Here is a 24,428-nt window from a genome sequence, read left to right on the forward strand (position 1 = left end):
GTCAGGCCTCGCAGGGCTGGTCGTTGAGGTCGAACGCGGCGGGCGCGCCGGCCGCCGATCCCGTCGCCTGGAACCCGGCCGTGATGGACGCGCCGGCCGCGAGCGCGCCGTTCCAGTCCATGCTCTTCGCGGTCACGTCGACCCCGGACTGGGACCAGGTCGCGCTCCACCCCTGGCTGATCCTCTGGTCGCCGGGGAAGGCGAAGCCGAGCGTCCAGCCGTTCAGCGCCTCCGAGCCTGTGTTGGTGATGGTGACCTGTGCCGTGAACCCGCCCTGCCAGCTGTTCTGCACCTGGTACGCGACCTCGCAGGAGACGCCCGGCGGGTCACCGGGGTCGCCCGGATCGCCGGGGTCGCCGCCGCCCGAGTCGAAGGCGCCGAGCAGGTACGGGTCGAGGTAGGACTGCTTGGCGGTGTTGACGGTCGTCCAGTCCCCGTTGAGGATGCCGCCGGTGTCGCCCGAGTTGGGGTTCCACGACCAGAAGGTGAAGGACATCCCGCTCGCGCCCGTGCCGAGGTAGGCCATCAGCGTGCGCAGCCAGGTCTGGTCGCGCGCGTCGGTGAGGGTCGTCCCGAACTCGCCGAGCAGCACGGGCGCCACGTTGTTCTTGTAGAGGTGGCCCCAGTTCTTGTCCCAGATCGCCGCCATGTTGGACGGGAAGGCGGGGTCGTCGAACCACGGCTGCGGGTAGACGGACGTGGCGTAGTCGTGCGCGGAGTAGACGAGCCGGTTCGGGACGTCCAGCCGCACCGGGTACTGCGCGGCGCCCTGGAGGTTGCCGCCCCACCAGTAGTTGTCGCCGTCGTAGCCGTCCACGCCCTCGACGATGATCAGCCAGTTGGAGTTGACGGCGAGGATCGCGTTCCCGGCCCGCTCGGCCGCGAGCCGCCAGTCCCTGCTCTGGTCGCCGCAGCCCCAGCACGCCGGGGCGTGCGGCTCGTTGTGCAGGTCGGCGCCGATGACCGTGGTGTTGCCCGCGTAGTGCCGGGCGAGCATCTCCCAGTCGGAGATCCACCGCGACTCGGGGTAGGCGTCGGTGTACCAGAGCGCGGACTGGCCGCCGGCGTCGGGGCGGTGCCGGTCGAGGACGACCTTGAGCCCGATCCGCCCGGCGTAGTCGACGATCCTGTCGAGGATCTGCAGCCCGGTCAGGCCCTGGAGGTCGGGGTTCTTGGAGTAGTCGATGCTGTTGGGCGCGCTGCCGGAGTCGAACAGCTGGTTGGTGTAGGGCAGCCGCAGCGTGTTGTACTTCAGGCTCTTGATCTGGTCGAGCATGTCCTTGTAGCCGCGCGTCCAGAGCCCGTGCGGGGAGAAGTTCGACGTCTCGGCGCCGAACCAGTTGATGCCCGTCATCCGCACCTGCTGCCCGTTGGAGTCGAGCAGCTGCCGTCCGCTGGTGTGCCAGTAGCCGGTGCCGGCGGCATGGGCCGTGCCCGGTGCGGCGGGGACGAACACCAGCGCCAGCAGCGCGGCCATGGCGATCAGGAGGGCGCGCTTGGCCGTGGAGGATCCGGTCATGAGTCGTTCTCCTCTTCCCGGTCCGTCAGCGGGCCGTGCAGGTGATGGCCGGGGCGCCGGGCGCGGACCCGGTGCCCTGGAAGCCGAAGCTGGTGGAGCCGTGCGCGGGCACGGCGCCGTTGTAGTTCGCGTTGACGGCGTGGACGGACGACCCGCTCTGCGTCACGGTGGCGTTCCAGCCGTTGACGACGCGCTGGTCACCGGAGAACGTCCAGTCCGCCGACCAGCCGGACAGCGGCGCGTCCCCGTCGTTGGTCACGGTCACCGTGGCGGTGAACCCGCTGTTCCAGGCGTTGTCGGTGCGCAGGGCGGCCGAGCACCCGTCCGAGGACGGCGGAGGCGTGGTGGGCGGGTCGGTGGTGGGCGGCGTGGTGGGGCCGCCGACCTCGACGCCGAAGGAGTTCGTCGCGAGGCCCGCTCCGCCCTGCCACAGCTCGAACCCGGCCTCGACGCCGATGAGGTACCAGGCGTTGTCGATGTAGCCGCGCGACACCGCGTCCGCCGTGAACGCCCGCAGGTCGAGGTCGTCGACCGACGTGGTGCCGGAGGTCCGGACGAAGGCGATGTAGTTCCAGTTCATCCGGCTGTACCAGACGTCCCAGGTGGCGCCGGAGATCTGGACGCCGCTCGCGACCCGGGACCCGGCCGGCTGGACGCCGCCGCGGTGGTTGAGCCAGATCATGACCTCGGCGCCGTCCGGGTCGGTCTCGGTGCTCGGGTGGCTGTCGTACCAGAGGTCGTAGGAGACGTTGTAGGAGCCCGAGGACGGCTGCGTCGTGCTCCAGTCGCTGGTGACGGCCGGCATGCCGCCGACCTGCACGGGCAGGCCGCTGTCGGAGGTGCACTGGCCCCAGTGGCAGCCCTTGAAGAAGGACGGGTACGCGGCCGGGGCGCCGTTGGTGGCGTTGTTGTGCCCGGCCGAGTCGACGGTGAAGGACGTCCCGTCCACGGTGATGCACTGCGGGGTGTCGGCACCCCAGATGTTGTTCTGCGCGATGTACGCGCCGCCGCCGACCGGGGTGGTGTCGGTGGCGACGCACAGCTGCGTCGCGGCGGACGCGGGGGCCACGTAGTACAGGGGGATCGCCAGCAGGGCCGCGGCAAGGACGGCACAGCTCTTCAGACGCGCTCTCATGGCGGAACCTCATTCGACGTGTGGGAGCGCTCCCAAAGTCGCGGGCACCGCGAACGCTGTCAAGAACGCGGATCCGCGTCCGCGATGACCAGCCGTCCGGCGTGAAAGGCCGTGAAACGGGCGCGGGCCGCCCGCTACGGCAGCCCGAACAGCCGGGCGGCGCCGTCCCGGCAGACCGCGCGCAGCCAGTCGTCGCCGAGGTCGAGCGCGGCCAGCGACTCCAGCTGGTGCGCGTACGGGTACGGGATGTTCGGGAAGTCGGTGCCGAGCAGGACGCGCCCCGCCAGGCCCAGCTCGCGGAGCCGGGGCAGCAGCGCGTCCGGGAAGTCGGCCAGCCGGGCGAAGCTGGTGAACACCATCGTCGTGTCCAGGTGGACGCCCTCGTGGGCGTCGGCGAGGGCGAAGAAGCCGTCGAACTCGGGGGCGCCCATGTGGGCGACGATCGTCGTCAGCCCCGGGTGGCGGGCCAGGACCTCCCCGAACGGGCCGGGGCCGGTGTAGCCGTTCGCGACGGGACCGGACCCGGCGTGCACGAGCGCCGGCACCCCCGCGTCGGCGAGCATCCCCCACACCGCGTCCAGCTCCTTGGCGCGCGGGTCGAACCCGCCGACCTGGAGGTGGACCTTGAAGACCCGGGCGCCCGCCTCAAGGGCGCGGGCCGTGTACTCCTCGACGCCGGGCTCGGGGAAGAACGTGGCGGTCTGGATGCATTCGGGGACGCGGGCGGCGAACTGCGCGGTCCAGTCGTTCAGCGACTCGGCCATGCGGGGGCGGTGCGGGTAGGCCAGCGAGGTGAACGCGCGCACGCCGAGGCCGCGCAGGAACGCCAGCCGCTCCTCCTCCGACTCCCGGTAGGTGATCGGCCACTCGGTGCCGATCAGCGGCCCGGCCTCGTCGAAGTACTCCCACACCGCGCTCATCAGCCGCTGCGGCATGAAGTGGACGTGGACGTCGATGATGCCGGGCAGCCCGAGCGCCCGCCAGAACGCGGGGACGGCTTCGTCAGAACGGGGTTCGGCCACGCCCCGACCCTAGTGGCCGGTCAGCCGAGCTCGGCCAGCAGGCCCGGCAGCGCCCGGCGCAGCTCCCGCCGCCAGTACGGCCAGGTGTGGGTGCCCCGGTAGAAGTGCGTCGTGACCGGGATGCCCAGCTTCCCGAGCTTGCCGGCGAACTCCTCGCCGACCGTGCGGGCGAGGCGCTCCAGCACGTCCGGCCCGGCCCCGGGCCGCGGGTCGTAAGCGCCGGGGTCGCCGTCGCCCGCGCTGATGTGCAGGCGGACGCCGGCGAGGCGGCCCGCCAGGTCGTAGGGGTTGTGCTGGCGCCACACGACGCGCTGCTCGTCGGGGTCGCCCCAGACGTCCGTCCAGTCGAGGCCGGGGGCGCCGATCGCGACGCCCAGCTCGACGAGGTCGGCGACGTCGAGCCCGGACGGGTCGCGGTACAGGGTGTGCAGCGGCCCGCTGAACGAGGCCGCCGCCCGGAACAGGCCGCGGTGCCGGGCCGCGTAGGCCAGCGCGCCGAGCCCGCCCATCGCGTTCCCGGCGATGGCGCGGTCCGGGCCGGCGCGGTATCCGCGCTCCAGGATCTGCCGGAGTTCGGCGAGATGGAACGTCTCCCATTGCGGCGCGCCGCCGCTTCCGCGATTCCACCAGTCGGTGTAATTGCCGCAGGGGCCGCCGTCGGGCATGACCACGAGCACGCCGGCGTCCTCGGTCAGCTCCTCGATGTCGGTGTGGTCGCTCCAGGCGGTGTGGCCGTCCCGGCCGGCGCCGGCGCCGTGCAGCAGCCACAGCGCCGGCCAGGTGCGGGCCGCGTCCCGCGACCAGCCGCGCGGCAGCAGCAGCCGCACGCGGGCGACGTCGTCCAGGACGGGCGAGCGGACGGCGAGGTCGAGGACGCGGCGGCGGCGCCGGCGCTCGCCGACCACCGCGGCGCCGCCCGCGCGGCCGGCCGAGGGGGCCGCGCCGCCCGCCGCGATGGACGCCGCGAGCCCGGCGACCGCAACGATGAATCCCGCTCCCGCCACACCGCGCAGCCGCATGATTTTCGCCCCGGGTCAACCAGAAGTGCTTTCCTTGTAAGGATCCCCACTCGGCGGCATGTTTCAACGTTGAGTAATCGGTTTATAAAATGTCGGGCCGGAAGTTCCGGTCCACGCCCCTTGTAGGGTGACGCGGACGAGGGAGGGCGACCGGTCGAGATGCGGAGCGCCGAGATGCGGAGCAAGGCGGAGCTGGAGTCGGCCATCGCGGGCGGCGGGCGCGCGGTGCTGGTGATCAACTCCCGGTCGCGGCGGGGCCGCCGGCTGTACGGGACGGCCCGCCGCCTGCTGCGCGAGTCCGGTGTGGAGTTCCTGCACGTGTTCCCGGTCACCGACCCGACCCGGCTGCGCGAGCTGTTCGCCGACGTCCTCGCGCTGGAGCCCGACCTCGTGGTCGTCGGCGGCGGGGACGGCACGGTCGCCGAGGCGGTCGGCCATCTGGCGCACCGCGACATCGCGCTCGGCGTGCTGCCGCTCGGCACCACCAACAACTTCGCCCGCAGCCTGGAGCTCCCGCTCGACCTGCCGGGCGCGGTCCGCACGCTCGCGGTCGGCCGGCCCGGCGCGGGCAAGGTCGCGGACGTGGACGTCGGCTGGTTCGAGTCGACCGGCGACCCGCAGGGCGCGGGGCCCGGCGCCGACCGCGAGCACATCTTCGCGAACATGGTGAGCCTCGGGCTGTCGGTGCAGGTGGCCGAGAACGTCCCGCACGCGCTCAAGCGGGTCGTGGGGCGCCCCGCCTACGCGTTGACGGCCGCGCGGCTGCTGCCCCGGCACGAGGCGTTCACGGCCCGCGTCACGATCGACGGCGAGACCCGCGAGCTGGCGACGCACCAGCTGAACGTCGCCAACGGCGCGCACCACAGCGGGCAGCGGATCGCCCGCGACGCCAGCCCCGACGACCGGCTGCTGGCCGTCTACCGGCTCGGCGACGAGCGGCGGCTGCGGCTGGCGTCGGCGACGGCCCGGCACGTCCTTACCGGCCAGTGGCGGTCGCTGAGCGAGGACGCGTTCCTCACCACCGCACGGGTCGAGATCGAGACCGATCCGCCGATGCCGGTCGACGTGGACGGCGAGATCCGCGGCCGCACCCCGGTCTCGATCAGGCTGCGCGGGAACGCGCTGCGGGTGATCGTCCCGCAGGAGTTCCGCGACACCTGACCGGCTACCCCCGCGCCGGCTCCCCCGCCATGGTGTAGGCGCCGGCCTCCAGCCGCTCGATCAGCCCCCGCGTCCACGCCGTGGCCGACTCGGCGGAGTGCACCCAGTAGCCGAGCAGCTCGCGCAGGTGGTCGGCCGGGTCCTGCTCGGCCAGATGCGGCGCGACGGACGCGCGCCAGCCGGCCAGCCCGTCCAGCCGCCGGCGCAGCAGCGCGACCGCCTCGGCGCGCGGCAGCTCGGTGAGGAACCCGAGCCCGGCCGTCAGCATCTCCGGATGGCGGATGTCGACGGTGGCGAGGGCCGAGCGCAGCAGCCGCAGGAACTCCGCCCGGCCGGCGTCGGTGATCTCGTAGTCGGTGTGCGGCGGCCCGGCCTCGCTCTCCTCCACGTCGTGGGCGCGCAGCAGGCCCTCCTTGGCGAGCTGCCTCAGCGCGTGGTAGATCGAGCCGGGGTTGACGTGGGCCCACTCGTCCGAGCCCCACGACATCAGCTCGCGGCGCACCTCGTAGCCGTGCGCCCGCCCGAACCGCCGTACCCCGCCGAGCACCAGCAGCCGCGTCGTCGACATCATCTCCCCCTGATCGGCAAAACCCGTCCAGGGTAGACGGTGCGGGCGGGGCCGGGGGGTCAGCTCCGCAACGCGGCGAGTTCCGCGGCGGTGAGGACGAGGCCGGCGGCGGCCATGTTCTCCTCCAGGTGGTCCGGTGAGCCGGTGCCGGGGATGGCCAGCATCACCGGCGACAGGGCCAGCAGGCCCGCGAGGAGCACCTGCGGGACGGTCGCGCCGTGCGCGGCGGCGACGGCGTTGACGCGGGCGTCGTCGGGGATGCCGAAGCCGCCGAGCGGGAAGTACGGCGCGTAGGCGATGCCCTCGCGCTCGCAGGTCTCCAGCAGCTCGGCGTCCTCCGGCTGGGTGATGTCGAAGCGGTTCTGGAGCGCGGCGACCGGGGCGATCTCCCGCGCCTCGGCGAGCTGCGCGGCGCTGACGTGGCTCAGGCCGAGGTGCCGGATGAGACCTTCCTCACGCAGGTCGGCGAGGACCGCGAACCGCTCGCCGATCGACTCGTCCGACGGCTCCTCCATCCCGCCGTGCCGGAGGTAGACGAGGTCCAGGTGGTCGCGTCCGAGCTCGCGCAGGTTCCGCTCGACCTCGGCGCGCAGCCCGGACGTCGGCAGCTGACCGGACGGGTACGGGTCGCCCGGTCCCCGGTACGGGCCGACCTTGGTGGCGATGACCAGGCCGGACGGGTAGGGGCTCAGCGCCTCGCGGATCAGCTCGTTGGCCGCGGCGCCGTCCTGGTGGTAGTAGAACGCGGCGGTGTCGATGTGGTCGGCGCCCAGCTCGACGGCGCGGCGCAGGATCTTCCGCCCGGTCTCGGGGTCGTTCGGCGGGCCGTTGAGGGAGCTGACGGGCAGCCGCATCGCGCCGAAGCCCATGCGCTTCACCCGGAGGTCGCCGCCGATGTCGAAGGTGTTGTCTGTCGTCATGCCCTCCACGGTGCCGCGCCGGCGGGGGCGCGGCGAGCCGCTGGCAGCTTGCTGCCAGCGGCGGCGTGGCAGACTCGGTGGGGATGAGCGTTGATGTGGACCGGAACGTCGTGCTGCGCGGTGAGGCGGAGCTGGTCGAGCGCGCCGGGCGGCTGTTCGAGGCGTGCGAGGAGTTCGCCTGCGCCGCGACGGACATGCACACGTGGGCGATGCCCGAGGCGCGGGAGGCGATCGTCGCCGCGCGGCACCGCGCCGGGCCGGGGCCCGACGTCCGCAAGCTCTACACCCCGGCGGCGCTCGCGGACGAGGCGTCCGAGCGGCGGCTGGTGGAGCTGGCCCGCGCCGGGGTCGAGGTGCGGATCTGCACGGCCCCGCTCGCGCACGAGACCATCATCGTGGACCGGCGGGTCGCGATCCTGGCGGGCCCGCCCGCGGCGGGCGTGCGCGAGTACACGGTGGTCCGGTCGCCGGGCGTCGTGGAGGGCGTCGTGTCGCTGTACCAGGCGTCCTGGGAGACGGCGGCCGACCTCGCCGACTTCCGCCGCGACCGGCCGCCCGCGCTGACCGGCGAGAGCCGGCACATCCTGCGGCTGCTCGGCGAGGGGCTGAAGGACGAGGCGGCCGCGCGGCGGCTCGGCATGTCGCTGCGCACCTACCGGCGCCGCGTCGCGGAGATCCTCACGCTGCTGGACGCCGAGTCCCGCTTCCAGGCCGGCATCCGGGCCCACGAGTTCGGCCTGCTGGGCGGGCGGCCCGGCGGCTAGCCGCCCGCGAGCGCCACCAGCTTGATGAACACCAGGTCGGGATCGGCGGTGAGGTCGATCTCCTCGTCGAGGTCCTCGACCTGGCGGTCGCCGGCGAGGACGAAGAACCCGTTGGCGCGGAACGCCGCCTCGGCGATCTCGGCCTGCCGCTCCCAGTCGACGCGGCGCGGCTCGCGCAGCCGGTAGCCGTTCAGCTCGGCCTCGGCGCCGTCGGGCCGGACGAGGCCGTTGAACCGGTCGGACGGCCGCGCGTTGTGCCGGGCGACCTCCTCGCGGACCCGGAGCCGGATCAGCTCGCGGACGGTCATCCGCTCCGGCAGCCCGTCGAGCCGGACCTCGGCGACGGGCCGCCCGGTCGCGGTCTCGTCCTTGAACGTCACGGCGGCCATCAGGCACCTCGCTTGAGCTGCGTCAGGATCGACTCGTCGGTGATCTTGTCGTCGGCGGCGAGCAGGAACGCCTTGCTGAGGATCAGCGAGAGCCGCTCCTCCTCGAACGGCAGGAACACCCCCGCGCCGGGCGAGCGGCGCTCTGGGACGATGCACAGGAACGCGTCGTCCGGTTCCATCACGATGTTCGCCGACCCCAGGTGGATCTTGTAGGTGCGCAGCTCGCCGCGGACGACCAGGTGCCGGCCGTCGAGCGAGCAGCGGTCGGCGATCTTCGTGCGGGGCAGGATGCGCGCCAGCGCGTCGGCGCGGGTCCGGGTGGTCTCGTTCGGCTCGGCGTACCACGCGCGGACCCAGTAGTCGCGGGCCTCGCCATCCTCCCACATCGGGTCGGCGGCGATCGAGGTCACGCCGACGAACAGGTCGACGTCGCGCATCGCCTCGCTGAACACCAGCGGCGGGACGTCGGCGAGCCGCGCGGTCCGCCAGGCGCCGTCCGCGCGGCGGTCGAACAGCACCCGGTTCGTGCCGGCGATCTCCTGCTCGTGCTCCCCGTCGGCGAGGACGTGCGAGAACCGGACCCGCCACTCCCCCGCCGCGAGGGTCCGGGCCGCCTCGTCCGCGCCGCCGCCGTCCCACGGGCCGAGCAGGGCGCTGGTCCAGCCGCGCGCCCGGAACAGCGCGAACATCCGCCGGTAGTGGACGAGGTGCGCGGCGAACCGGTTGGAGTACGTCCCGGTCTCCTCCTCGGCCGGGGTGAGCAGGTAGATCTCCCGGAACGCCTGCTTGAACGGCTGCCTGATCCGCCGCTCGACGAGCAGGTCGCGCCAGGCCCGCACCTCGTCCGGCTCCGATCTGATCGGGTGCCACAGCCGGACGGGCGCGTCCTCGGCGGCGTCCGGGATCCCGCCGGCCTCGGGCAGGACGGCCTCCCATTCGCCGGGAGCGGTCTCGACCTCCCAGATCAGCCCGCGCACCGCCGGACCGGCGATCGTGTGGTGGACGAGCGTGTCCCGCCACCGGCCGAAGGGGTGGGTCGCGTCGGCGGTGAAGCCGCCCTCCAGGGCGCGCACGAGCGTGGCGAGCTGGGCGCCGATGCGCTTGACGTGGTCGCGCAGCTCCTTCAGCTCGTCCTTGTGGTCGCGGCGGACGGGCGCGGGGACGCCCTTCAGCGCCTTGCCGTCCTTCTCGAACGTCAGCTCGGCCTTGGCGGCGACCGTGATCTCGGCCGTGTAGCCGCCGAGATCGCGGCGCAGGACTCCGGGGTCGGGCAGGCGGAGGGCGACCTCGGCGCGTTCGGCCAGGGCCGCGTCGGCCTTCTTGAGCATCTTGTCGAGCTGCTTGGGCACGCCCGCGTGCCGGACGTTCCGCCGGACGTGCCGGATCGCGGCGACCAGCTCGGGCGTCGGGAAGTCCAGCGCGGCCCGGACGATCTCGTACAGCAGCGCCTGCGACGGCAGCGTCCGCGCCTGGGTCGGCGCGATCGAGACGTCGGGGAGGAGGCGGTCGAAGAAGGCGGGGAGCCACGGCTCGTCCGCCAGCAGCGCGAGGCGCGCGGCGCGGCCGAGCGTCTCGACCTCGTCGGCGGTGAACGCCTGGTCGGCCCGGTACGGGACCTCGCCGTCCTGGATCGCGCGTGCGCGGGCGCCCGCCGTCTCCAGGGCGCCGCGGGCGAACCGGGTGTAGGCGGGGATCGCGGCGACGCGCTCCCAGGCGTCCGGGAGGGGCGGCGGGGAGTCGTAGGCGCGGCTCCGGGCCACCTCGGCCAGCAGGACCCGCTCCCCGGGCGCGAGCCGGACGGCCACGTCGAACTCGTCGAGCGCGATCTCGCCCTTCCTCCCGCGGCGGAGGCGCTCGGCGGTGCGCCGCAGGACGTCGTCTCCCGCGAGCCCGCCGACCGCGAGGATGGCGAAGGGCTTGTCGGCACGGTCGTGGTCGAGGAGGAACTCGACCAGCGTGCCCGCCGGGCCGGCGATATCGGGCCACGGGCCGTGGCAGCGCGCCAGCGCCGCCGCGCCCAGGGCGATGTCGGCCCACTTGCGGGCCGTCAGCCCGTCGACGAGCGCCGCGAACATCCGCTCGCACGCCTCCGGCGTGAAGCGCGGCTGGCGGCTCTTCACCTCGTCCTCCACCATGAACCGGACGCAGGTCGAGACGTGGTCGGGCGCGCGGCCCAGCCCGTAGGCGACGGGCAGGAGGCCGCCGAGTTCGGCGTCGGAGAGCCGCCCGATCTCGCCGTACCAGCCGCGGAACCCCTCGGTGTCGGCCGCGGTCGGGGCGGTCATGGCGCGCAGCAGCCGCGCGGCGAGGTCCATCAGGCGCCCCTCCTGATCTGCCGCAGCAGCGTCTCGTCGGTGATCCTGTGGTCGGCGGCGAGCAGCGCGGCGAGGCCGATGATCTGGGTGAGCCGCTCGTCCTCGAACGGCAGGAACAGCCCCTTCGGCCCCGGCAGGCGGGCGGGCTCGGCGCTCAGCCGGGTGTTGCCGGGCTCCATCAGCACGCCCGCCGACCCCAGGTGGATCTTGTAGGTGCGCAGCTCGCCCCGGACGACGAGGAACCGGCCGTCGACCGCGCAGCGGCCGGCGATCCTGGTGCCGGGCAGGACGCGGCGCAGCACGTCGCCGCGGATCTCCGCGCTCGCGGACGGCGCGCCGAACGGCTCCTCCTCGGCGAGCGCGGTGACCCGCAGGAACAGGTCCACCTCCCGGGTCCCCTCGCTGAACACCAGCGGCGGCACGTCCGCCGGGCGGACCTCCCGCCAGCGGCCGGCGGTCCCGCGCTCGAACCGGGTGCCGTCGTGGTGGCTGACCCGCCACTCGCCCTCGGCGAAGACCCGCCGCAGCTCGCCGTCGAACCCCGGGCCGGGGCCGGCGCCGGCGCGGCCGTTCGGGCCGGCGTGCCGGTAGGTCTCGCGGAACGCCTGCTTGAACGGCTGCGCCATCCGGTTGCCGGTCACGAAGCCGCGCCAGGCCCGCACGGCGCCCGGGAAGGCCCGCGCGGGATGCCACAGCCGGACGCGCGCCCCGGCGGTCGGGTCGGGCAGCGCCCGGCCGTCCACCGTCACCAGCACGTCCTCGCCGGGGGTGGCCGCGTGCCAGACGCCGCCCGGCGCCTCGAACTCCCAGACCAGGCCGCGCGCGACCGCGCCGGTGACGGGGTGGTCGCGGTAGTAGCGGCACCACTCGGCGTACGGCCAGGAGCGCTCGACCGCCATCAGCGCCTCGACCCGGGTCCGCTCGGCGGCGAGCGTCGCGCGGACCTGCTTCACCAGCGACTTCAGCTCCTTGATCTCGGCGGCGAACGGGACCTTGAGCGCGCCGGGGACGGTGCGCAGCGGCCGGCCGTCGGCGCCGGTGAAGGTGAGCCGGACGGTCAGCGGGTCGGCGATGACGAGCACCGCCTGGTAGGCGCCGATGTCGCGGGCGAGCGAGCCGTCGCGGCCGAGGCCGTGCGCGGGGACGCCGCGCTCCACCAGCTGCGCGGGGGTGATGCCGCGGCGGGCCGCCGCCGCCTCGACGGCCGCGGCGATCTGCCGGCCGAGGCCCGGGTAGCGGACGTCGCGGCTCAGCCCGCGCAGCACGTCCAGGGCGCGGGGGTCGGTGAACTCGCCGAGCGCGTTGACGGCCCCGCCCGCGAGCTTGGCGGACGGCTCGAACTCGCGGGTCACCCCGGCGGCGCGGCGGGCGATCACGTCCAGCAGCGGGATGACGCCCGGGTCGCCGAGCAGCGCGGCGGCCCACACCCGGCCGCGGCCGCCCGGCTCGGCGCGCAGCGACGGGTCGGAGAACGGCCGGCCGCCGACGAGGTCCGGCTCCTTCGTCGCGTACCAGCGCACCCGGCGCAGCACCTCGTCGCGGGCGGCGGGGGCGGCCAGGAGTTCCAGCGTGCGGCGGCGCCAGGCGCGGGTCGGCCGCGGCGCGTTGAGCGCGTCCAGATGCGCCCGGAGGTCGGCGGAGTCGTCTGACATGGGGTGATCTTTCCAGAAGGCCGCGGCGGGTCGCCGGTGTTTCGGTGATCGTTCCGCGGTGCTCAGCGGTCGAGCCGGCGGGTGATCGCCGGGTCGGTGATCTTGTGGTCGGCGGCGAGCAGGAACGCCACCACGAAGGCCCTGCCCTCGGCGTCCGGGCAGGACGGCAGCCGCTTCCCGAACTCCGTGCGGATCAAGGCCCGCTGCTTCTCGTGCCGCTTGTCGGGCAGCCCGCAGTACCAGGGCTCGTCCGCCTTGTCTGGGCTGAGCCGGGGGTCGAGCAGCTCTGGCCGGGCCACGGGCGCGAGGAGGTCGAGCGCCCAGCGGGGCGTCGGCGAGGGCGGCGAGCCGCACGCCGTCCAGGCCGTCGTCCGGACGAGGCTCGGCGACGAGAATGTCGTAGAGCATGGCGCGATGCTGGCAGACAGGACCGACAGAAACCGGGCGATCACGACACCTGGTCAGTGACCTCATGGTCACCTACGCTCGGGGTACCGCAAACAGAACGAGGTTCGGGACGGCCATGGCGCACAGCGTGGTGATCATCGGTAGCGGGTTCGGCGGGATCGGGATGGCGATCCGGCTCCGGCGGGCGGGCGTCCACGACGTGGTCGTCCTGGAGAAGGCCGCCGGGCTCGGCGGCACCTGGCGGGACAACACCTACCCGGGCGCGGCGTGCGACGTCCCGTCCCACCTGTACTCGTTCTCGTTCGAGCGCAAGACCGACTGGACGCGCCGGTTCCCGCCGCAGGCGGAGATCCTCGACTACCTGTGGCACTGCGCCCGCAAGTACGGGGTGCTGGGCAAGGTCCGGTTCGGCACCGAGGTCACCGAGGCGCGCTTCGACGAGGACGCCGCGCTCTGGCGGATCTCCACGACCGGTGGCGACCTGGAGGCGCGGGTGCTGGTCTCGGCGTGCGGGCAGCTGAACCGGCCGGTGCTGCCGGAGATCGAGGGGCGCGGCTCGTTCGGCGGGACGAGCTTCCACTCCGCCCGCTGGGACCACGGCGCCGACCTGCGCGGCAGGCGCGTCGCCGTGATCGGGACGGGCGCGAGCGCGATCCAGTTCGTCCCCGAGGTCGCGAAGGAGGCGGCGGAGCTGCGGCTGTTCCAGCGGTCCGCGCCCTACGTGATCGACAAACCGGACCGGGTGTACCGGCCGTGGCAGCAGGCCGCCATGGCGAACGTCCCGGGGCTCTGGGAGCTGAACCGCGGCTACACGTACCTGGCGTACGAGGCGCGCGCGCTGGGCTTCATCAAGTACCCGAAGCTGATGGCGATGCTGGAGAACCGCTTCAAGAACACCCTCAAGGACGGCATCGACGACCCCGTGCTGCGGGACGCGCTGATCCCCGGCTACCCGATGGGCTGCAAGCGGATCCTGATCTCCAGCGACTACTATCCGGCGCTCGCCCGGCCCAACGTCGACCTCGTCACCGACCCGGTCGAGCGCATCACGCCGTCCGGCGTCGCCACGGCCCGCCGCGCCTACGACGTCGACGTCATCGTCTACGGGACCGGGTTCCGCTCCACCGAGTTCCTCTCCCCCATGAAGATCGTCGGACGGGACGGCCGGGAGCTGAACGAGGCGTGGCGCGACGGCGCGCAGGCGCACCTCGGCATCACCGTCAGCGGCTTCCCGAACCTGTTCCTGCTCTACGGGCCGTACACCAACCTGGGGCACAACTCGATCATCTACATGCTGGAGTCGCAGTTCCGGTACGTCCTCGGCTGCGTGGCGGCGCTGCACGGCGCCGGGCTCGCCTGGATCGACGTGAAGCCGGACGTCCAGGACGCCTTCACCCGCGAGATGCGCGAGCGGATGCGCACGACCGTGTGGGAGGCGGGCTGCCAGAGCTGGTACATGACGGCCGACGGCACGGTCGTCAACAACTGGCCCGGGTTCACCTTCGCCTACCGCCGCGCGACGCGCCGCCCCGACCCGCGGCACTTCACCGCGCGGCGGGCGGCCTAGGCTCGGGGCATGCCGACCGCCTTCATCACCGGCGCGACCGCGGGCATCGGCGCCGCGTTCGCGCGCCGCCTCGCCTCCGACGGGTTCGACCTGGTCCTGCTGGCCCGCGACGCCGAGCGCCTGGACCGCACCGCCGCCGAACTGCGCGACCACTACGCCGTCCGGGCCGAGGCCCTGCCCGCCGACCTGTCCGCCGAGGAGGGGCTGGCGGCGGCCGAGGAGCGCGTCCGCGCGGACGTGGACCTGCTGGTCAACAACGCCGGGTTCGGCAACCGGGGCGTGTTCCTCGACGTCCCGGTGTCGGACGAGCTGGCCATGCTGAAGGTGCACTGCGAGGCCGTCCTGCGGCTCACGCACGCCGCCCTGCCGGGCATGGTGGAGCGCGGCCGGGGCGCCGTGGTCAACGTGTCGTCGATGGCGGCGTTCGCGACGCGCGGCACCTACGGGGCGTCCAAGGCGTGGGTGGTGAGCTTCAGCCAGGGCATCGCGGCCGACCTGCGGCAGCGGTCGCGCGGCGGCGTCCGGGTGATGGCGCTGTGCCCGGGCTACGTGCGCACCGAGTTCCACGACCGCGCCCACATGGACATGTCGGCGCTGCCGGAGTTCATGTGGCTCGACAAGGACGACGTCGTGGACGCCGCGCTGCGCGACCTGCGCCGCGGCGCGCCGGTCAGCATCCCGGGCGCGCAGTACAAGGCGCTCGCGGGCGCCGCGCGGCTCGTCCCGCGCGGGCTGGTCACCCGGCTGTCGTCCACCACTGGCCGCCGGTACGACTGAGCGTCAAATAAGCAGTCACTTGCAACGACGGGGCGGAAGGGGCAGGCTGCAGGGACAGGTCGATTCGATGGCGCGCCGAACGACATGCCCCGTCCCCCGTCCACCGAGAGGTCCCTCCCGATGGGTTCCGACCTGGGTTATGCCGCGCTCGCATTGATCGCGACCACCGCCTACTACATCGCGTTCCTGGTGTTCCGGGCGTCCGCCCGCCGGATGGAGCCCCTGCGCGGCAGCCGCCCGTTCCGCGTCGCCCGGCTGATGCTCACCGACCCGGTGTGGCTCGGCGGCGGGCTGCTGCTGTTCCTCGGGCTCGGCTACGAGGTGGTGGCGTTCTCGGCGATGCCGCTGGCCGTCGCGCAGCCGATCTTCGCGGTGGCGCTGGTGATGCTCGTCGCGTACGCGGTGCGCTTCCTCGGCGAGCGGCTCAGCCTCCGCGAGTGGACGAGCGTCGCGCTGTTCGTGCTCGCCACGATGCTGATCGGGCTCTCCGCCACCGAGGAGGGCGACCTGCACGCCGACGCCACGCTGACCGGCACCCTCGCCCGGCCGTGGCTGATGATCGCGATCTGCGCGCCGGCGGTGGTCATCGCGGCGCTGGTGTGGCTGGTCGGGGACCGCCGCGCGAGCGGCCGGCACGCCCGCAAGCTGGCGGGCGTCGCCTACGGCGTCGGCGCGGGAGCGTGCGCGGGCCTGGCCGAGGTTGGCATCCGCGGCATCTCGATCGTCTACCAGGAGACCGGCAGCCTCCAGGCGGTGCTGCAGTCGGCCTACCCGTGGCTGACGATCGGCCTCGCGGCGATCGCGCTCGGGCAGCTCCAGGTCGCGCTGCAGCGCTGCCGGATCGCGATCGTCGCGGTCGTGCTCACCGTCATCGGCCGGTCGTACCTGCTGCTCAGCAGCTCGGTCCTGTTCGGCGAGGACTGGCCGCGCGACGCGGGCCCGTTCGCGCTGCGGGCCTGCGGCTTCGTGCTGGCGCTGGTCGCGCTCGTGCTGTTCCCCCGGCACGAGGAGCCGGAACCGGCCGCCCGCGACACCGTGCACGCCGCCCTCGATCCCCGTACATTGCCCAGATGGCCCTCCACTCCCGCCGGTCCCTCCTGACGGGGGTACTCGGCGCGCTGCTGGCGCTCCCGCTCCTGGCCCTTCCCCCGCTGTCTCCTCCCGCGTCCGCCGTCGTGGGCGGCGCCCCCGCCTCGACCTCTGCCTACCCGTGGCTGGCGGCGGTCGGGTCGCCGGTCTTCTTCGTCCGGCCGTCCGGGCAGTTCTGCGGCGGCGCGCTGATCGCGCCGGACCGGGTGCTCACCGCCGCGCACTGCGTCACGCTGTTCCGGTCGCTGCCCGGCCTGCTCACGGCCACCTTCGGCCGGGACGACCTGGTCGGGGCGGGCGGCGAGACGGTCGGGGTGCGGTCGGTGCGGCTGCACCCGCGGTACCGGGAGACCTCGTTCCAGGACGAGACCGTCGGCCACCACGACCTCGCCGTCCTCACGCTCGCGCGGCCGGTGCGCCGCCCGCTCGCCGTCCTCGGCCCGCCCGGCGCGGCCCGCGCGGGGCGCATCGCCGGGTGGGGCTTCACCGGCGAGAACGACCTGTTCAACACCCGGTTGCGGGCGGCGGACGTCCCGCTGCCGGGCGACGCGGCGTGCCGGCGGGCCTACGGCGACGCGTTCGACCCGTCCGACATGCTGTGCGCCGGGTCCGCCACCGCCGACTCGTGCCAGTTCGACAGCGGCGGGCCGCTGCTGGTCCGCGGCCGCGTCGCCGCGCTGACGTCCTGGGGGCACGGCTGCGCGAAACCCGGCTACCCCGGCGTGTACGCGCGGCTCGACTCCCTGCCGTGACCGCAGCTTGAACCCGGGGCGCCGACGCTGGATGCTGGCCGCATGCGCGTGCTGGTGACGGGGGCGGCGGGGTACATCGGGTACGCGGTCGGGCGGCGGCTCGCCGCCGCCGGGCACGAGGTCGACGGGCTGGTGCGGCGGGACGCCGGGCTGCCGCCCGGGGTGCGCGCCGTCCGCGGCGACCTGCTCGCCCCGGACGGGCTGCCGCGCGGCCCCTACGACGGCGTGTGCCACCTCGCCGCGCTCACCCGCGTCCGCGAGTCGTTCGAGCGGCCGCTGCCCTACTTCACGGCCAACGTCCAGGGCACGGTGAACCTGCTGGAGGCCGTCGCCGCGGACCGGGTCGTGTTCGGCTCCACGGCGGCGGTGTACGGGACGCCGGAGCGGCAGCCCATCCCCGAGACCGAGGCGACGGCGCCCGCCAGCCCGTACGGGGCGTCGAAGCTGGCCGCCGAGCAGGCCGTCCGGTACCACGCCCGGACGGGCGCGATCGGCGCGGTCGTCCTGCGCACCTTCAACGTCGCCGGGTCGGTGGACGGCCGGATCGACCCCGACGGGACCCGGCTGATCCCGGCCGCCCTCGCCGTGGCCGCCGGGCACGCCCCGCGCCTGGACGTCAACGGCGACGGCCGGGCGGTCCGCGAGTACCTGCACGTGGACGACCTCGCCGCCGCCTACGTGCGGGCGCTGGAGGCGGTCCGCCCCGGCGAGGACCGCGTCTACAACGTCGGCAGCGGCGCCGGCGCCGCCGTCCACGAGGTCGTCGCGGCGGTCGAGGAGGTGACCGGGCGGCCGGTGCCCGTCCGCCGCCGGCCCGCCCGCCCGGAGGCGCCGGTGCTGGTCTGCGACGCCGCCGCGATCCGCGGCGACCTCGGCTGGCGGCCCGGGCGGTCCGCGCTGCCGGAGATCATCGCCGGCTCCTGGGACGCCCTGACCCTCGCGGACGGCTAAACTCACCGGCGTGCCGGAGCCCAAGTTCGAAGTCCAGATGCTGCACGACCGCGTCATGATCAAGATCGAGAAGGACAGCGGCGAGCGCCGCAGCACCGGCGGCATCGTGATCCCCGCGACCGTCGAGCAGGGGAACCGCCTGGTGTGGGGCGAGGTCTGCGGGGTCGGCCACCACGTGCGCATCGTCAAGCCGGGCGACCGCGTGCTGTTCCACCCCGGCGACCAGTACGAGGTCGAGATCCAGGGCGAGAACTACCTGGTCATGCGCGAGCGCGACCTGCACGCGATCGCCAGCGAGCGCCCCGAGCACGGCACCGGCCTCTACCTCTGACCGCGTCCCGCCCGCCGCCGCTGATTTTCACTAGTGGATATGCATAAACTCGGGCCATGGACGACCGCGAATGGGTGGACGCGGAGCCGGCGGCGGCCGAGGCGGGGCTCGGCGGCAGCCGCGCCCGGGTGCTGCGGGTGATCCGCGAGGCGGGCGCCGCCGCGCTGGGCGTGCGCGAGATCGCCGAGCGGGCCGGGCTGCATCCCAACACCACGCGCTTCCACCTCGACGGGCTGGCGGAGGCCGGCCTCGTGCGGCGGGTGCCCGAGGGCCGTGACCGGCCCGGCCGCCCGCGCATGGTGTACCGCGCGGAGGCGCCGGACGGCCGGCACAGCTACCGGCTGCTCGCCGAGATGCTGGCGAGCCTCGTCTCCGGGATGCTGCCCGATCCGGGGGCGGCCGCGATCGAGGCGGGCCGGGCGTGGGGACGCCACCTCGCCGATCCGCCCGCCCCGTTCCAGCGGCTCGGCACGGCGGAGGCGCTGGAGCGCCTCGACCGGATGATGGCCGGCATGGGCTTCAGCCCGGAGTTCGAGCAGCACGCGGCCCACCCGGACCCGGATCCGGAGGAGGTGCGCGTCCGGGTCCGCAACTGCCCCTTCGGCACCGTCGCCGAACGGCACGCGGACGTCGTGTGCCGGCTGCACCTCGGCCTGATCCAGGGCGCGCTCGCCGAGATGGACGTACCGCTGGCGGCGGACCGGCTGGACCCCCTGGTCGAGCCGCACCTCTGCCTCGCCCATCTGCGCCGCACCCGCGACGCCGAGCGCTGAGAGGCCGGACACGGGCGGGCCCGCGGGCCCCTTTCGGGTCCGCGGGCCCGCGCGCCGGGACGGGTACGGTCACCCGCCCTTCCCGGCGGGTTCCGCCGGGGGCTCGGCGGGCCGGCGGCGCGAGCCGCGCAGGGCGAGCAGGATCCCGGCGACCAGCACCAGCTCGGCGGCGCCGCTGAGCACGTCGAGGACGCCGGTCCCCTCCGCCTCCCCCGGCTCGGGCCCGAACGGCAGGCCGCTGGTGCGGCTCACCGCCCAGAGGGCGAGCACGCCGAGGTTGACGGCGAGCCCGGACAGCAGCACCGGCCGCTCGTCGCCGGTGAGCACGAGCACGGCCCAGATGAGCTGGAACATGCCGATCGCGCTGAAGAAGACGCCGTACGCCCACCATTCGTCGAGGTGCTCCGGCACGACGGCGTAGTGGATGAGCGCGGCGAGCACGGATCCGGCGGCGGCGACGCGCCGCGCCGTGAGCGCGGGCGAGGCCGCCGGGACGGCCGTCGCGGTGCCCGTGGTTGTCATGGTCACCTCCATGGGAGCGGGTCAGCCGACCTGGAAGACGCCGAGGCCGCCGGCGGCCATGTTCTTCATCCGGTGGCCGAGGAACGGGTAGGTGCCGGCGTCGGGGAGGGTGAACTCGACGAAGCCGCCCTGGGTGGGCTGGAGGTCGAGGACCTGCGCGCCGCCCTTCTCCTTGTCGCCGCGCCGCAGCGTGTAGGCGCCCTCCTTCCAGACGGTGTCGAAGATCGTCCCGACGACGTGGAAGGCGATGTTCTCGTTGGGGCCGCCGTCGTCCACCCACACGCGCACCCGGTCCCCGGGCTTCACCTTGATGGGGGCGTGGACGTACTGGTTGTGGTAGCCGTTGAAGACCACCGCGTCGTACTCGCCCGCCTGCATCTTCTTCAGGTCGCCCGGCTTGCCCTGCGGCCCGAGGTAGAGCTCGGACTGGATGAGCACCAGTTCCCTGTCCACCGCCGGCAGGTCCGGCGGGTCGACGATCAGGGCGCCGTGCATGCCGTTGCCCATGTGGTAGATCATCGGGTCGGACCCGCAGTGGTAGGTGAAGATGCCGGAGAACCGCGCCGTGAACTCGTAGACGAGCGTCTCGCCGGGCTTGATGGTCCGCATCTGGACGTTCGGCGCGACCTTCGAGGCGTGGAAGTCGATGGAGTGCCCCATCGAGCCCTTGTTGACGAGCTTGATCCGGAACGTGTCGCCGACCTTGCCGCGCAGCGTGGGGCCGGGCGCGGTGCCGTTGTAGGTCCACCGGGTCTGCCGGACGCCGGGGGCGACCTCGATCTGCTTCTCGGTGACGGTGAACGTCGCCTCGTGGACGTCCTTCCCGTCGTTGACCGGCGCCGCCGGGTCGAACGGCTTCCATCCGGCGGCGGGCTCGGCGGCCGGGTCGATCTCGGCGTTCGCCGTGCCGCCCGCGGTGGCGGCCCCCGCCGCGCTCGCGTTCGCGGTGGTGCCCGCCGCCTTGGTGCCCGCACCGCCGGTCACCGTGATCTCGACGAGCATGCCGGCGTCCTTGTGGCCGGGGATGACGCACCACGCCTGGGTGGACTCGGTGAGCACTCCCCAGTGCTGGGTCTCGGACTTGCCCGGTTCGAGCTGCTTGTTCGTCCTGCCCAGCAGGCTCAGGGTGTGCGCCTGGCTGCCCTTGTTGACGACGTTCACCGTGACGTCGGCGCCGGCCGGGACGGTGACCTTGTTCGGCTTGATGTACATGTCGCCCTCTTCGAAGTCGAGGGTGACCTTCTTGCCCTTCCCGGGAAGGGACGCGCCGCCCGCGGAGGACGTCGCGGCGCCGTCCTCGGACGACGCCAGCGCGCCGTGCCGGTGGCCCGTCGGGGCGGCGCCGACCATGAGCAGCCCGACGATCAGGCCGAGCGCGAGCGCCGCGCTGATGGCGGGCATGAATCCGTTCAGCGCCGCCGTCCAGCGCTTGCGGGCGGGCCCCGGCGGTCTGCCCGGTGCCGGACGCTCCGGCTCAGGGGTTGTGGACATGGACTCACTCCAGGTGTGCGGGGGGAATGGGGGTTCGGGCGGTCCGAGCCGGGCCGTCATCAGGTGATCCGCATCTCCATGACCAGGCCGAACATGCCCTGGGAGCCCTCGGAGTGCGGGAAGATGTGGCAGTGCCAGATCCACTTGCCGGGCTGGTCGGCGTGGATGAGGACGGTGTAGCGCTCACCGGGCGCGACGTTGACCGTGTCGGCCTTGTAGGTCTGCTCCAGCGGGAACCCGTCCTTGGCGATGATCACCTGGTCCACGCCGTGCAGGTGCATCGGATGCGCCATCGTGCCCGCGTTGACGTAGGTGACCTGCACCCAGTCGCCCACCCGCGCCTTCAGCGGCCGCGTCGCCGGGAAGGACTTGCCGTTCAGCGTCATCCCGATCACGCCCGCGTCCTGGATCTGGATGATCTGCTTCTGCGCGACCTTCTCCTTGTGCGGGGTGGGGACGTCGCCGAACTGGATCGCACCCCATAGGCCGCTGCTCACCTGCTTGGTGCCGTTGTAGTGGGAGTGGTACCAGGTGTCCGCGATCCGGGTCACGGGGAACTCGTAGGCGAAGGTCTTCCCCGGCTTGATGGAGTCCTGCGTGACGTTCGGGACGCCGTCCATCCTGTTGGGCAGCTGGATGCCGTGCCAGTGGACGCTGGTCGGCTCTGGCAGCTCGTTCTTCACCACGATGCGGACCTTGTCGCCGACGTCGGCGCGGATGGTCGGGCCCGGCACCATGCCGTTGAAGCCCCAGGCGTCCACGACCTTGCCGGGCTCCACCTCCCATTTCACGGCCTTGGCCGTCAGGTGGAACTCCTTGGTGCCGTCCTGCAGCACCTTGGGGGCGAGGTCCTGCCCGCCCTGGCCCTCGGTCGCAGCGGGGAAGCTCTTGTCCCGCTTCGCCATGGCGTCGTCCATGGCCTTCCAGCCGTCCGCTCCGCCGGCGCCCGACGCCTCGTGCGAGGTTCCGTCGTGCTCGGCGGCGGGCGACGCGGCCGCCCCGGCCGGTTCCGCCTCGTGCGCGGACCCGGCCGAGTGCGACGCCTCGGCCGGGTTGCCGCGCGGGAGCGTCCACAGCGCCACGGTCAGCGCGACCGCGAACGCGAACGCCGCGACGAGCACCCTCGATCTTGCTCCGTCCATCCCGCCGACCCCTTCCGGGCCTATTTTTTACTAGCAGGCTAGTTTTTATTGGAGAAAGATCGAGCGCGTCCAGGGGTATGCGCTGTGAGGCGCCGCACACCGGAGGGGTTTACACCAAAAACACTGGTTTTTTAGCGCCGCCCGGTCAGATGCCGCGGACGGCGGCGATGGTGAACGGGGTCTCAGGGACGCCGTCCCCGAGCGGGCCGCCCTTGTCGAACTGGGAGCGGACCACGTAGAGCGTCCCGTGGCGGCGGACGAGCGTCGTCGGGACCTGCAGCGCCGGGTCCGCCAGCCTGCGTTCGAGCCGGGCCCGTGTGCCGTCGGGCGCCACGCGCCAGCGGGTGATGACGTTGTCGGTGTTGTTGGCCGTCCACAGCCGCCCGTGCTGGAGTTCGAGCCCGTCGGCGTTGTGCATGTCGCCGCCCCGGAGGACGGCCTTGCGGACGGCGCCGGTCGCCGGGTCGAGCCGGTAGAGGTCGCCGCCGAGCATGTCGTCGGTCAGCAGGAACCGGCCGGCCGGGTCCGCGACGATCCCGTTGAGGGTGAAGTCGTCGGGGCCGTGCGGGTCGAGGACGTCGTCCAGGTCGAAGGCCACCGCCAGCGTCGCGGTCCTCCCCCGGGCCGCGGCCAGGTCGCGGGGCGTGACGCGGTAGACGACGGAGCGGGCGCTGTCGGTCAGGTAGGCGGTGCCGTCGGGGGCGATGGCGAGGTCGTTGACGAACCGCGAGCCGTCGCCGGGGACGGTGAACGCGGCCAGCAGCCGGCGGGTCCGGGTGTCGTACACCGCGACACCGGACGAGGAGTCGGTCACCCAGAGCCGCCCGGCGCGGTCGACCTCCAGGCCGTTGGCGGTGTGCCGGCCGTCCGCGCCGGCCGGGAGGAAGACCTCGGCGGTGCGGCGGCCGGGCCGCGTCCGGTAGACGGTGCCGTCCGCGAAGGACCCGGCGTACAGCGCGCCGGTGCGGGGGTCGGCGGCGATGCCCTCCGGGTAGACGCGGTCGCCCGGCAGCACGTAGGCCGCGGAGATCCGGGCCCCGTGCGATGCCGCCTGGGCGGCGGCGGGCGGGGCCGCCGCGACGGACGCGGGCAGGACCGCCAGGGCGGCGGCGACCGCGACGGCCGCGGTGGAGCGGTGGAGGCGGGACATGAGTCCTCCGTTCGGATTGATTCGTTAGAACGGATACGTACGATAGTTAGGACCCTAATGCTCGTCAACCGGCTCATGCATGCGGCTCGCTACCATGCGGAGATGACCTCGATGCCCACCTCGGACCGGATCGGCTCCCACCTCAAACGCGCCAACCAGGCGCTCAACGGGGCCAAGACCGCCGCGCTGCGTCCGAGCGGGCTCACCGTGCCGCAGTACGCCGCACTCCTCCACCTGTCCGACAACCCCGGCATGTCCGCCGCCGCACTGGCCCGCGCCTGCCTGGTCACGCCGCCGACGATGAACACCGTCCTGAAGAACCTCCAGGAGCGGGGGCTGATCGAGCGCACCCCGCACGAGTGGCACCGCAACATCCTGGAGACCCGGCTCACCGCCGAGGGCGAGAAGGTGCTGGCGGACGCCGACGCCCGCGCGATCAAGGTCGAGCGGGGGCTGGCCGCCGAGTTCACCGACGCCGAGCGGGAGGCGCTCGTCGCGCTGCTCGGCCGCTGCGTCGGCTTCCTCGAAGCGGCCCGCCCCCCGCGCGACGGCTGAGACACTCCCCTACGGCTGAGACACTCCCCTACGGAACGGGACGGACCGCCCGTCCGTCGAACCGGCACACCGAGCACTGGAGGAACCGATGGGCGACGAGATCGAACACGACAGGTCCGGCCAGCTCAAGCAGATCGAGAGCGGGCTGATCCCCGGCGAGCAGATCATCGCCGTCTACGACGCGGTCGGGGCGGGCACCGGGTTCATCGGCCTCACCGACCGGCGCGTGATCATCCAGGACAAGAGCTTCGCCGGCAAGAAGTACGCGATCACCAGCGTGCCCTACTCGAAGATCACCTCGGTGAGCGTGGTCAGCAACAAGTCGTGGGCCGGGTCCTACTTCTCCACCGGGTCCATCGCGATCAACGTGGGCACGCACACCTACGAGGTCGAGTTCCGCGGCAGCGACAAGAGCCACCACGTCCACAACGTGATCCTGCAGTACATCTCGTAGCC

The 24,428-nt window shown here is 73.5% G+C and carries 25 protein-coding genes; 11 read left to right on the top strand and 14 right to left on the bottom strand.

The genetic code is table 11. The annotated features are described in order from the left end of the window. Position 1: 1 nt before the first annotated feature. The 4 genes from HUT06_RS28190 to HUT06_RS28205 form a co-directional block, all read right to left on the bottom strand. Positions 2–1,519 (bottom strand): cellulase family glycosylhydrolase, encoded by a 1,518-nt coding sequence (locus HUT06_RS28190; RefSeq protein WP_176198468.1) that lies wholly within the window; start codon positions 1,517–1,519, stop codon positions 2–4. 25 nt (positions 1,520–1,544) lie between these two features. Beyond that, positions 1,545–2,654 carry a cellulose binding domain-containing protein gene (locus tag HUT06_RS45320; RefSeq protein WP_176198469.1) on the bottom strand — a complete coding sequence of 370 codons (1,110 nt, stop codon included), beginning with the start codon at positions 2,652–2,654 and terminating at the stop codon, positions 1,545–1,547. Positions 2,655–2,788: 134 nt separating this feature from the next. After that, positions 2,789–3,676 (bottom strand): amidohydrolase family protein, encoded by an 888-nt coding sequence (locus tag HUT06_RS28200; RefSeq protein ID WP_176198470.1) that lies wholly within the window; start codon positions 3,674–3,676, stop codon positions 2,789–2,791. A 20-nt stretch (positions 3,677–3,696) separates the two neighbouring features. Continuing rightward, a complete protein-coding gene (locus HUT06_RS28205) occupies positions 3,697–4,695 on the bottom strand; it encodes an alpha/beta hydrolase family protein (protein WP_176198471.1) in 999 nt (332 codons plus the stop codon). Positions 4,696–4,869: 174 nt separating this feature from the next. Between HUT06_RS28205 and HUT06_RS28210 the strand changes: the two genes are divergently transcribed. Then, the gene (locus HUT06_RS28210) at positions 4,870–5,856 is read left to right on the top strand and encodes a diacylglycerol kinase family protein (RefSeq protein ID WP_176198472.1); all 987 of its coding nucleotides are present in this window, start codon (positions 4,870–4,872) and stop codon (positions 5,854–5,856) included. 4 nt (positions 5,857–5,860) lie between these two features. Here the strand turns inward: HUT06_RS28210 and HUT06_RS28215 are convergent, their stop codons facing one another. Then, positions 5,861–6,427 (bottom strand): PadR family transcriptional regulator, encoded by a 567-nt coding sequence (locus HUT06_RS28215; protein WP_368406992.1) that lies wholly within the window; start codon positions 6,425–6,427, stop codon positions 5,861–5,863. Between the two features lie 56 nt (positions 6,428–6,483). Continuing rightward, positions 6,484–7,344: an aldo/keto reductase gene (locus HUT06_RS28220; RefSeq protein WP_176198473.1), complete on the bottom strand. Its 861-nt coding sequence runs from the start codon at positions 7,342–7,344 to the stop codon at positions 6,484–6,486. A gap of 83 nt (positions 7,345–7,427) precedes the next feature. On the opposite strand from HUT06_RS28220, the gene HUT06_RS28225 reads away from it, so the two are divergent. Further along, positions 7,428–8,108 (top strand): DNA-binding response regulator, encoded by a 681-nt coding sequence (locus tag HUT06_RS28225; RefSeq protein WP_176198474.1) that lies wholly within the window; start codon positions 7,428–7,430, stop codon positions 8,106–8,108. Here HUT06_RS28225 and HUT06_RS28230 read toward each other — a convergent pair. The 4 genes from HUT06_RS28230 to HUT06_RS28245 all read right to left on the bottom strand — a co-directional run bounded on the left by HUT06_RS28230 (position 8,105) and on the right by HUT06_RS28245 (position 12,916). Further along, complete coding sequence (locus HUT06_RS28230) at positions 8,105–8,497, bottom strand: hypothetical protein (RefSeq protein WP_176198475.1); 393 nt, start codon at positions 8,495–8,497, stop codon at positions 8,105–8,107. The genes HUT06_RS28225 and HUT06_RS28230 overlap by 4 nt on opposite strands. Beyond that, positions 8,497–10,812 carry a DUF4132 domain-containing protein gene (locus HUT06_RS28235; RefSeq protein ID WP_176198476.1) on the bottom strand — a complete coding sequence of 772 codons (2,316 nt, stop codon included), beginning with the start codon at positions 10,810–10,812 and terminating at the stop codon, positions 8,497–8,499. The genes HUT06_RS28230 and HUT06_RS28235 overlap by 1 nt, the downstream gene beginning before the upstream one ends. After that, positions 10,812–12,464, bottom strand: coding sequence for a DUF4132 domain-containing protein (locus tag HUT06_RS28240; protein ID WP_176198477.1), 1,653 nt, complete (start codon positions 12,462–12,464; stop codon positions 10,812–10,814). Before HUT06_RS28240 ends, HUT06_RS28235 begins: the two co-directional genes overlap by 1 nt. A 62-nt stretch (positions 12,465–12,526) precedes the next feature. Then, the gene (locus HUT06_RS28245) at positions 12,527–12,916 is read right to left on the bottom strand and encodes a hypothetical protein (protein WP_176198478.1); all 390 of its coding nucleotides are present in this window, start codon (positions 12,914–12,916) and stop codon (positions 12,527–12,529) included. Positions 12,917–12,987: 71 nt separating this feature from the next. On the opposite strand from HUT06_RS28245, the gene HUT06_RS28250 reads away from it, so the two are divergent. The 7 genes from HUT06_RS28250 (at position 12,988) to HUT06_RS28280 (ending at position 19,112) form a co-directional block, all read left to right on the top strand. Beyond that, complete coding sequence (locus HUT06_RS28250) at positions 12,988–14,439, top strand: NAD(P)/FAD-dependent oxidoreductase (RefSeq protein WP_176198479.1); 1,452 nt, start codon at positions 12,988–12,990, stop codon at positions 14,437–14,439. 9 nt (positions 14,440–14,448) lie between these two features. Further along, entirely contained in the window at positions 14,449–15,216 is a 768-nt protein-coding gene (locus HUT06_RS28255) for an SDR family oxidoreductase (protein WP_176198480.1), read from the top strand. A 120-nt stretch (positions 15,217–15,336) separates the two neighbouring features. Then, positions 15,337–16,317 (top strand): DMT family transporter, encoded by a 981-nt coding sequence (locus tag HUT06_RS28260; RefSeq protein ID WP_176198481.1) that lies wholly within the window; start codon positions 15,337–15,339, stop codon positions 16,315–16,317. After that, a complete protein-coding gene (locus HUT06_RS28265; protein WP_176198482.1) occupies positions 16,287–17,057 on the top strand; it encodes a serine protease in 771 nt (256 codons plus the stop codon). The genes HUT06_RS28260 and HUT06_RS28265 overlap by 31 nt, the downstream gene beginning before the upstream one ends. A gap of 42 nt (positions 17,058–17,099) precedes the next feature. After that, a complete protein-coding gene (locus HUT06_RS28270; protein WP_176198483.1) occupies positions 17,100–18,008 on the top strand; it encodes an NAD-dependent epimerase/dehydratase family protein in 909 nt (302 codons plus the stop codon). 10 nt (positions 18,009–18,018) lie between these two features. Continuing rightward, complete coding sequence (locus HUT06_RS28275) at positions 18,019–18,339, top strand: co-chaperone GroES (protein WP_176198484.1); 321 nt, start codon at positions 18,019–18,021, stop codon at positions 18,337–18,339. Between the two features lie 56 nt (positions 18,340–18,395). Beyond that, a complete protein-coding gene (locus tag HUT06_RS28280) occupies positions 18,396–19,112 on the top strand; it encodes a metalloregulator ArsR/SmtB family transcription factor (RefSeq protein WP_176198485.1) in 717 nt (238 codons plus the stop codon). Between the two features lie 69 nt (positions 19,113–19,181). Here the strand turns inward: HUT06_RS28280 and HUT06_RS28285 are convergent, their stop codons facing one another. The 4 genes from HUT06_RS28285 to HUT06_RS28300 all read right to left on the bottom strand — a co-directional run bounded on the left by HUT06_RS28285 (position 19,182) and on the right by HUT06_RS28300 (position 23,417). After that, entirely contained in the window at positions 19,182–19,634 is a 453-nt protein-coding gene (locus tag HUT06_RS28285) for a hypothetical protein (protein ID WP_176198486.1), read from the bottom strand. Between the two features lie 21 nt (positions 19,635–19,655). Next, on the bottom strand, positions 19,656–21,125 hold the full coding sequence (locus tag HUT06_RS28290; RefSeq protein WP_176198487.1) for a multicopper oxidase domain-containing protein: 1,470 nt from the start codon (positions 21,123–21,125) through the stop codon (positions 19,656–19,658). A gap of 59 nt (positions 21,126–21,184) precedes the next feature. After that, complete coding sequence (locus tag HUT06_RS45325) at positions 21,185–22,267, bottom strand: multicopper oxidase family protein (RefSeq protein ID WP_176198488.1); 1,083 nt, start codon at positions 22,265–22,267, stop codon at positions 21,185–21,187. A gap of 145 nt (positions 22,268–22,412) precedes the next feature. Continuing rightward, entirely contained in the window at positions 22,413–23,417 is a 1,005-nt protein-coding gene (locus HUT06_RS28300; RefSeq protein ID WP_176198489.1) for an SMP-30/gluconolactonase/LRE family protein, read from the bottom strand. Between the two features lie 102 nt (positions 23,418–23,519). On the opposite strand from HUT06_RS28300, the gene HUT06_RS28305 reads away from it, so the two are divergent. Continuing rightward, the gene (locus HUT06_RS28305; protein ID WP_217711492.1) at positions 23,520–23,972 is read left to right on the top strand and encodes a MarR family winged helix-turn-helix transcriptional regulator; all 453 of its coding nucleotides are present in this window, start codon (positions 23,520–23,522) and stop codon (positions 23,970–23,972) included. A gap of 88 nt (positions 23,973–24,060) precedes the next feature. Continuing rightward, positions 24,061–24,426, top strand: coding sequence for a PH domain-containing protein (locus HUT06_RS28310; protein ID WP_176198490.1), 366 nt, complete (start codon positions 24,061–24,063; stop codon positions 24,424–24,426). The last annotated feature ends 2 nt before the right edge of the window (positions 24,427–24,428 follow it).

Source organism: Actinomadura sp. NAK00032, from assembly GCF_013364275.1.
Lineage (GTDB): Bacteria > Actinomycetota > Actinomycetes > Streptosporangiales > Streptosporangiaceae > Spirillospora.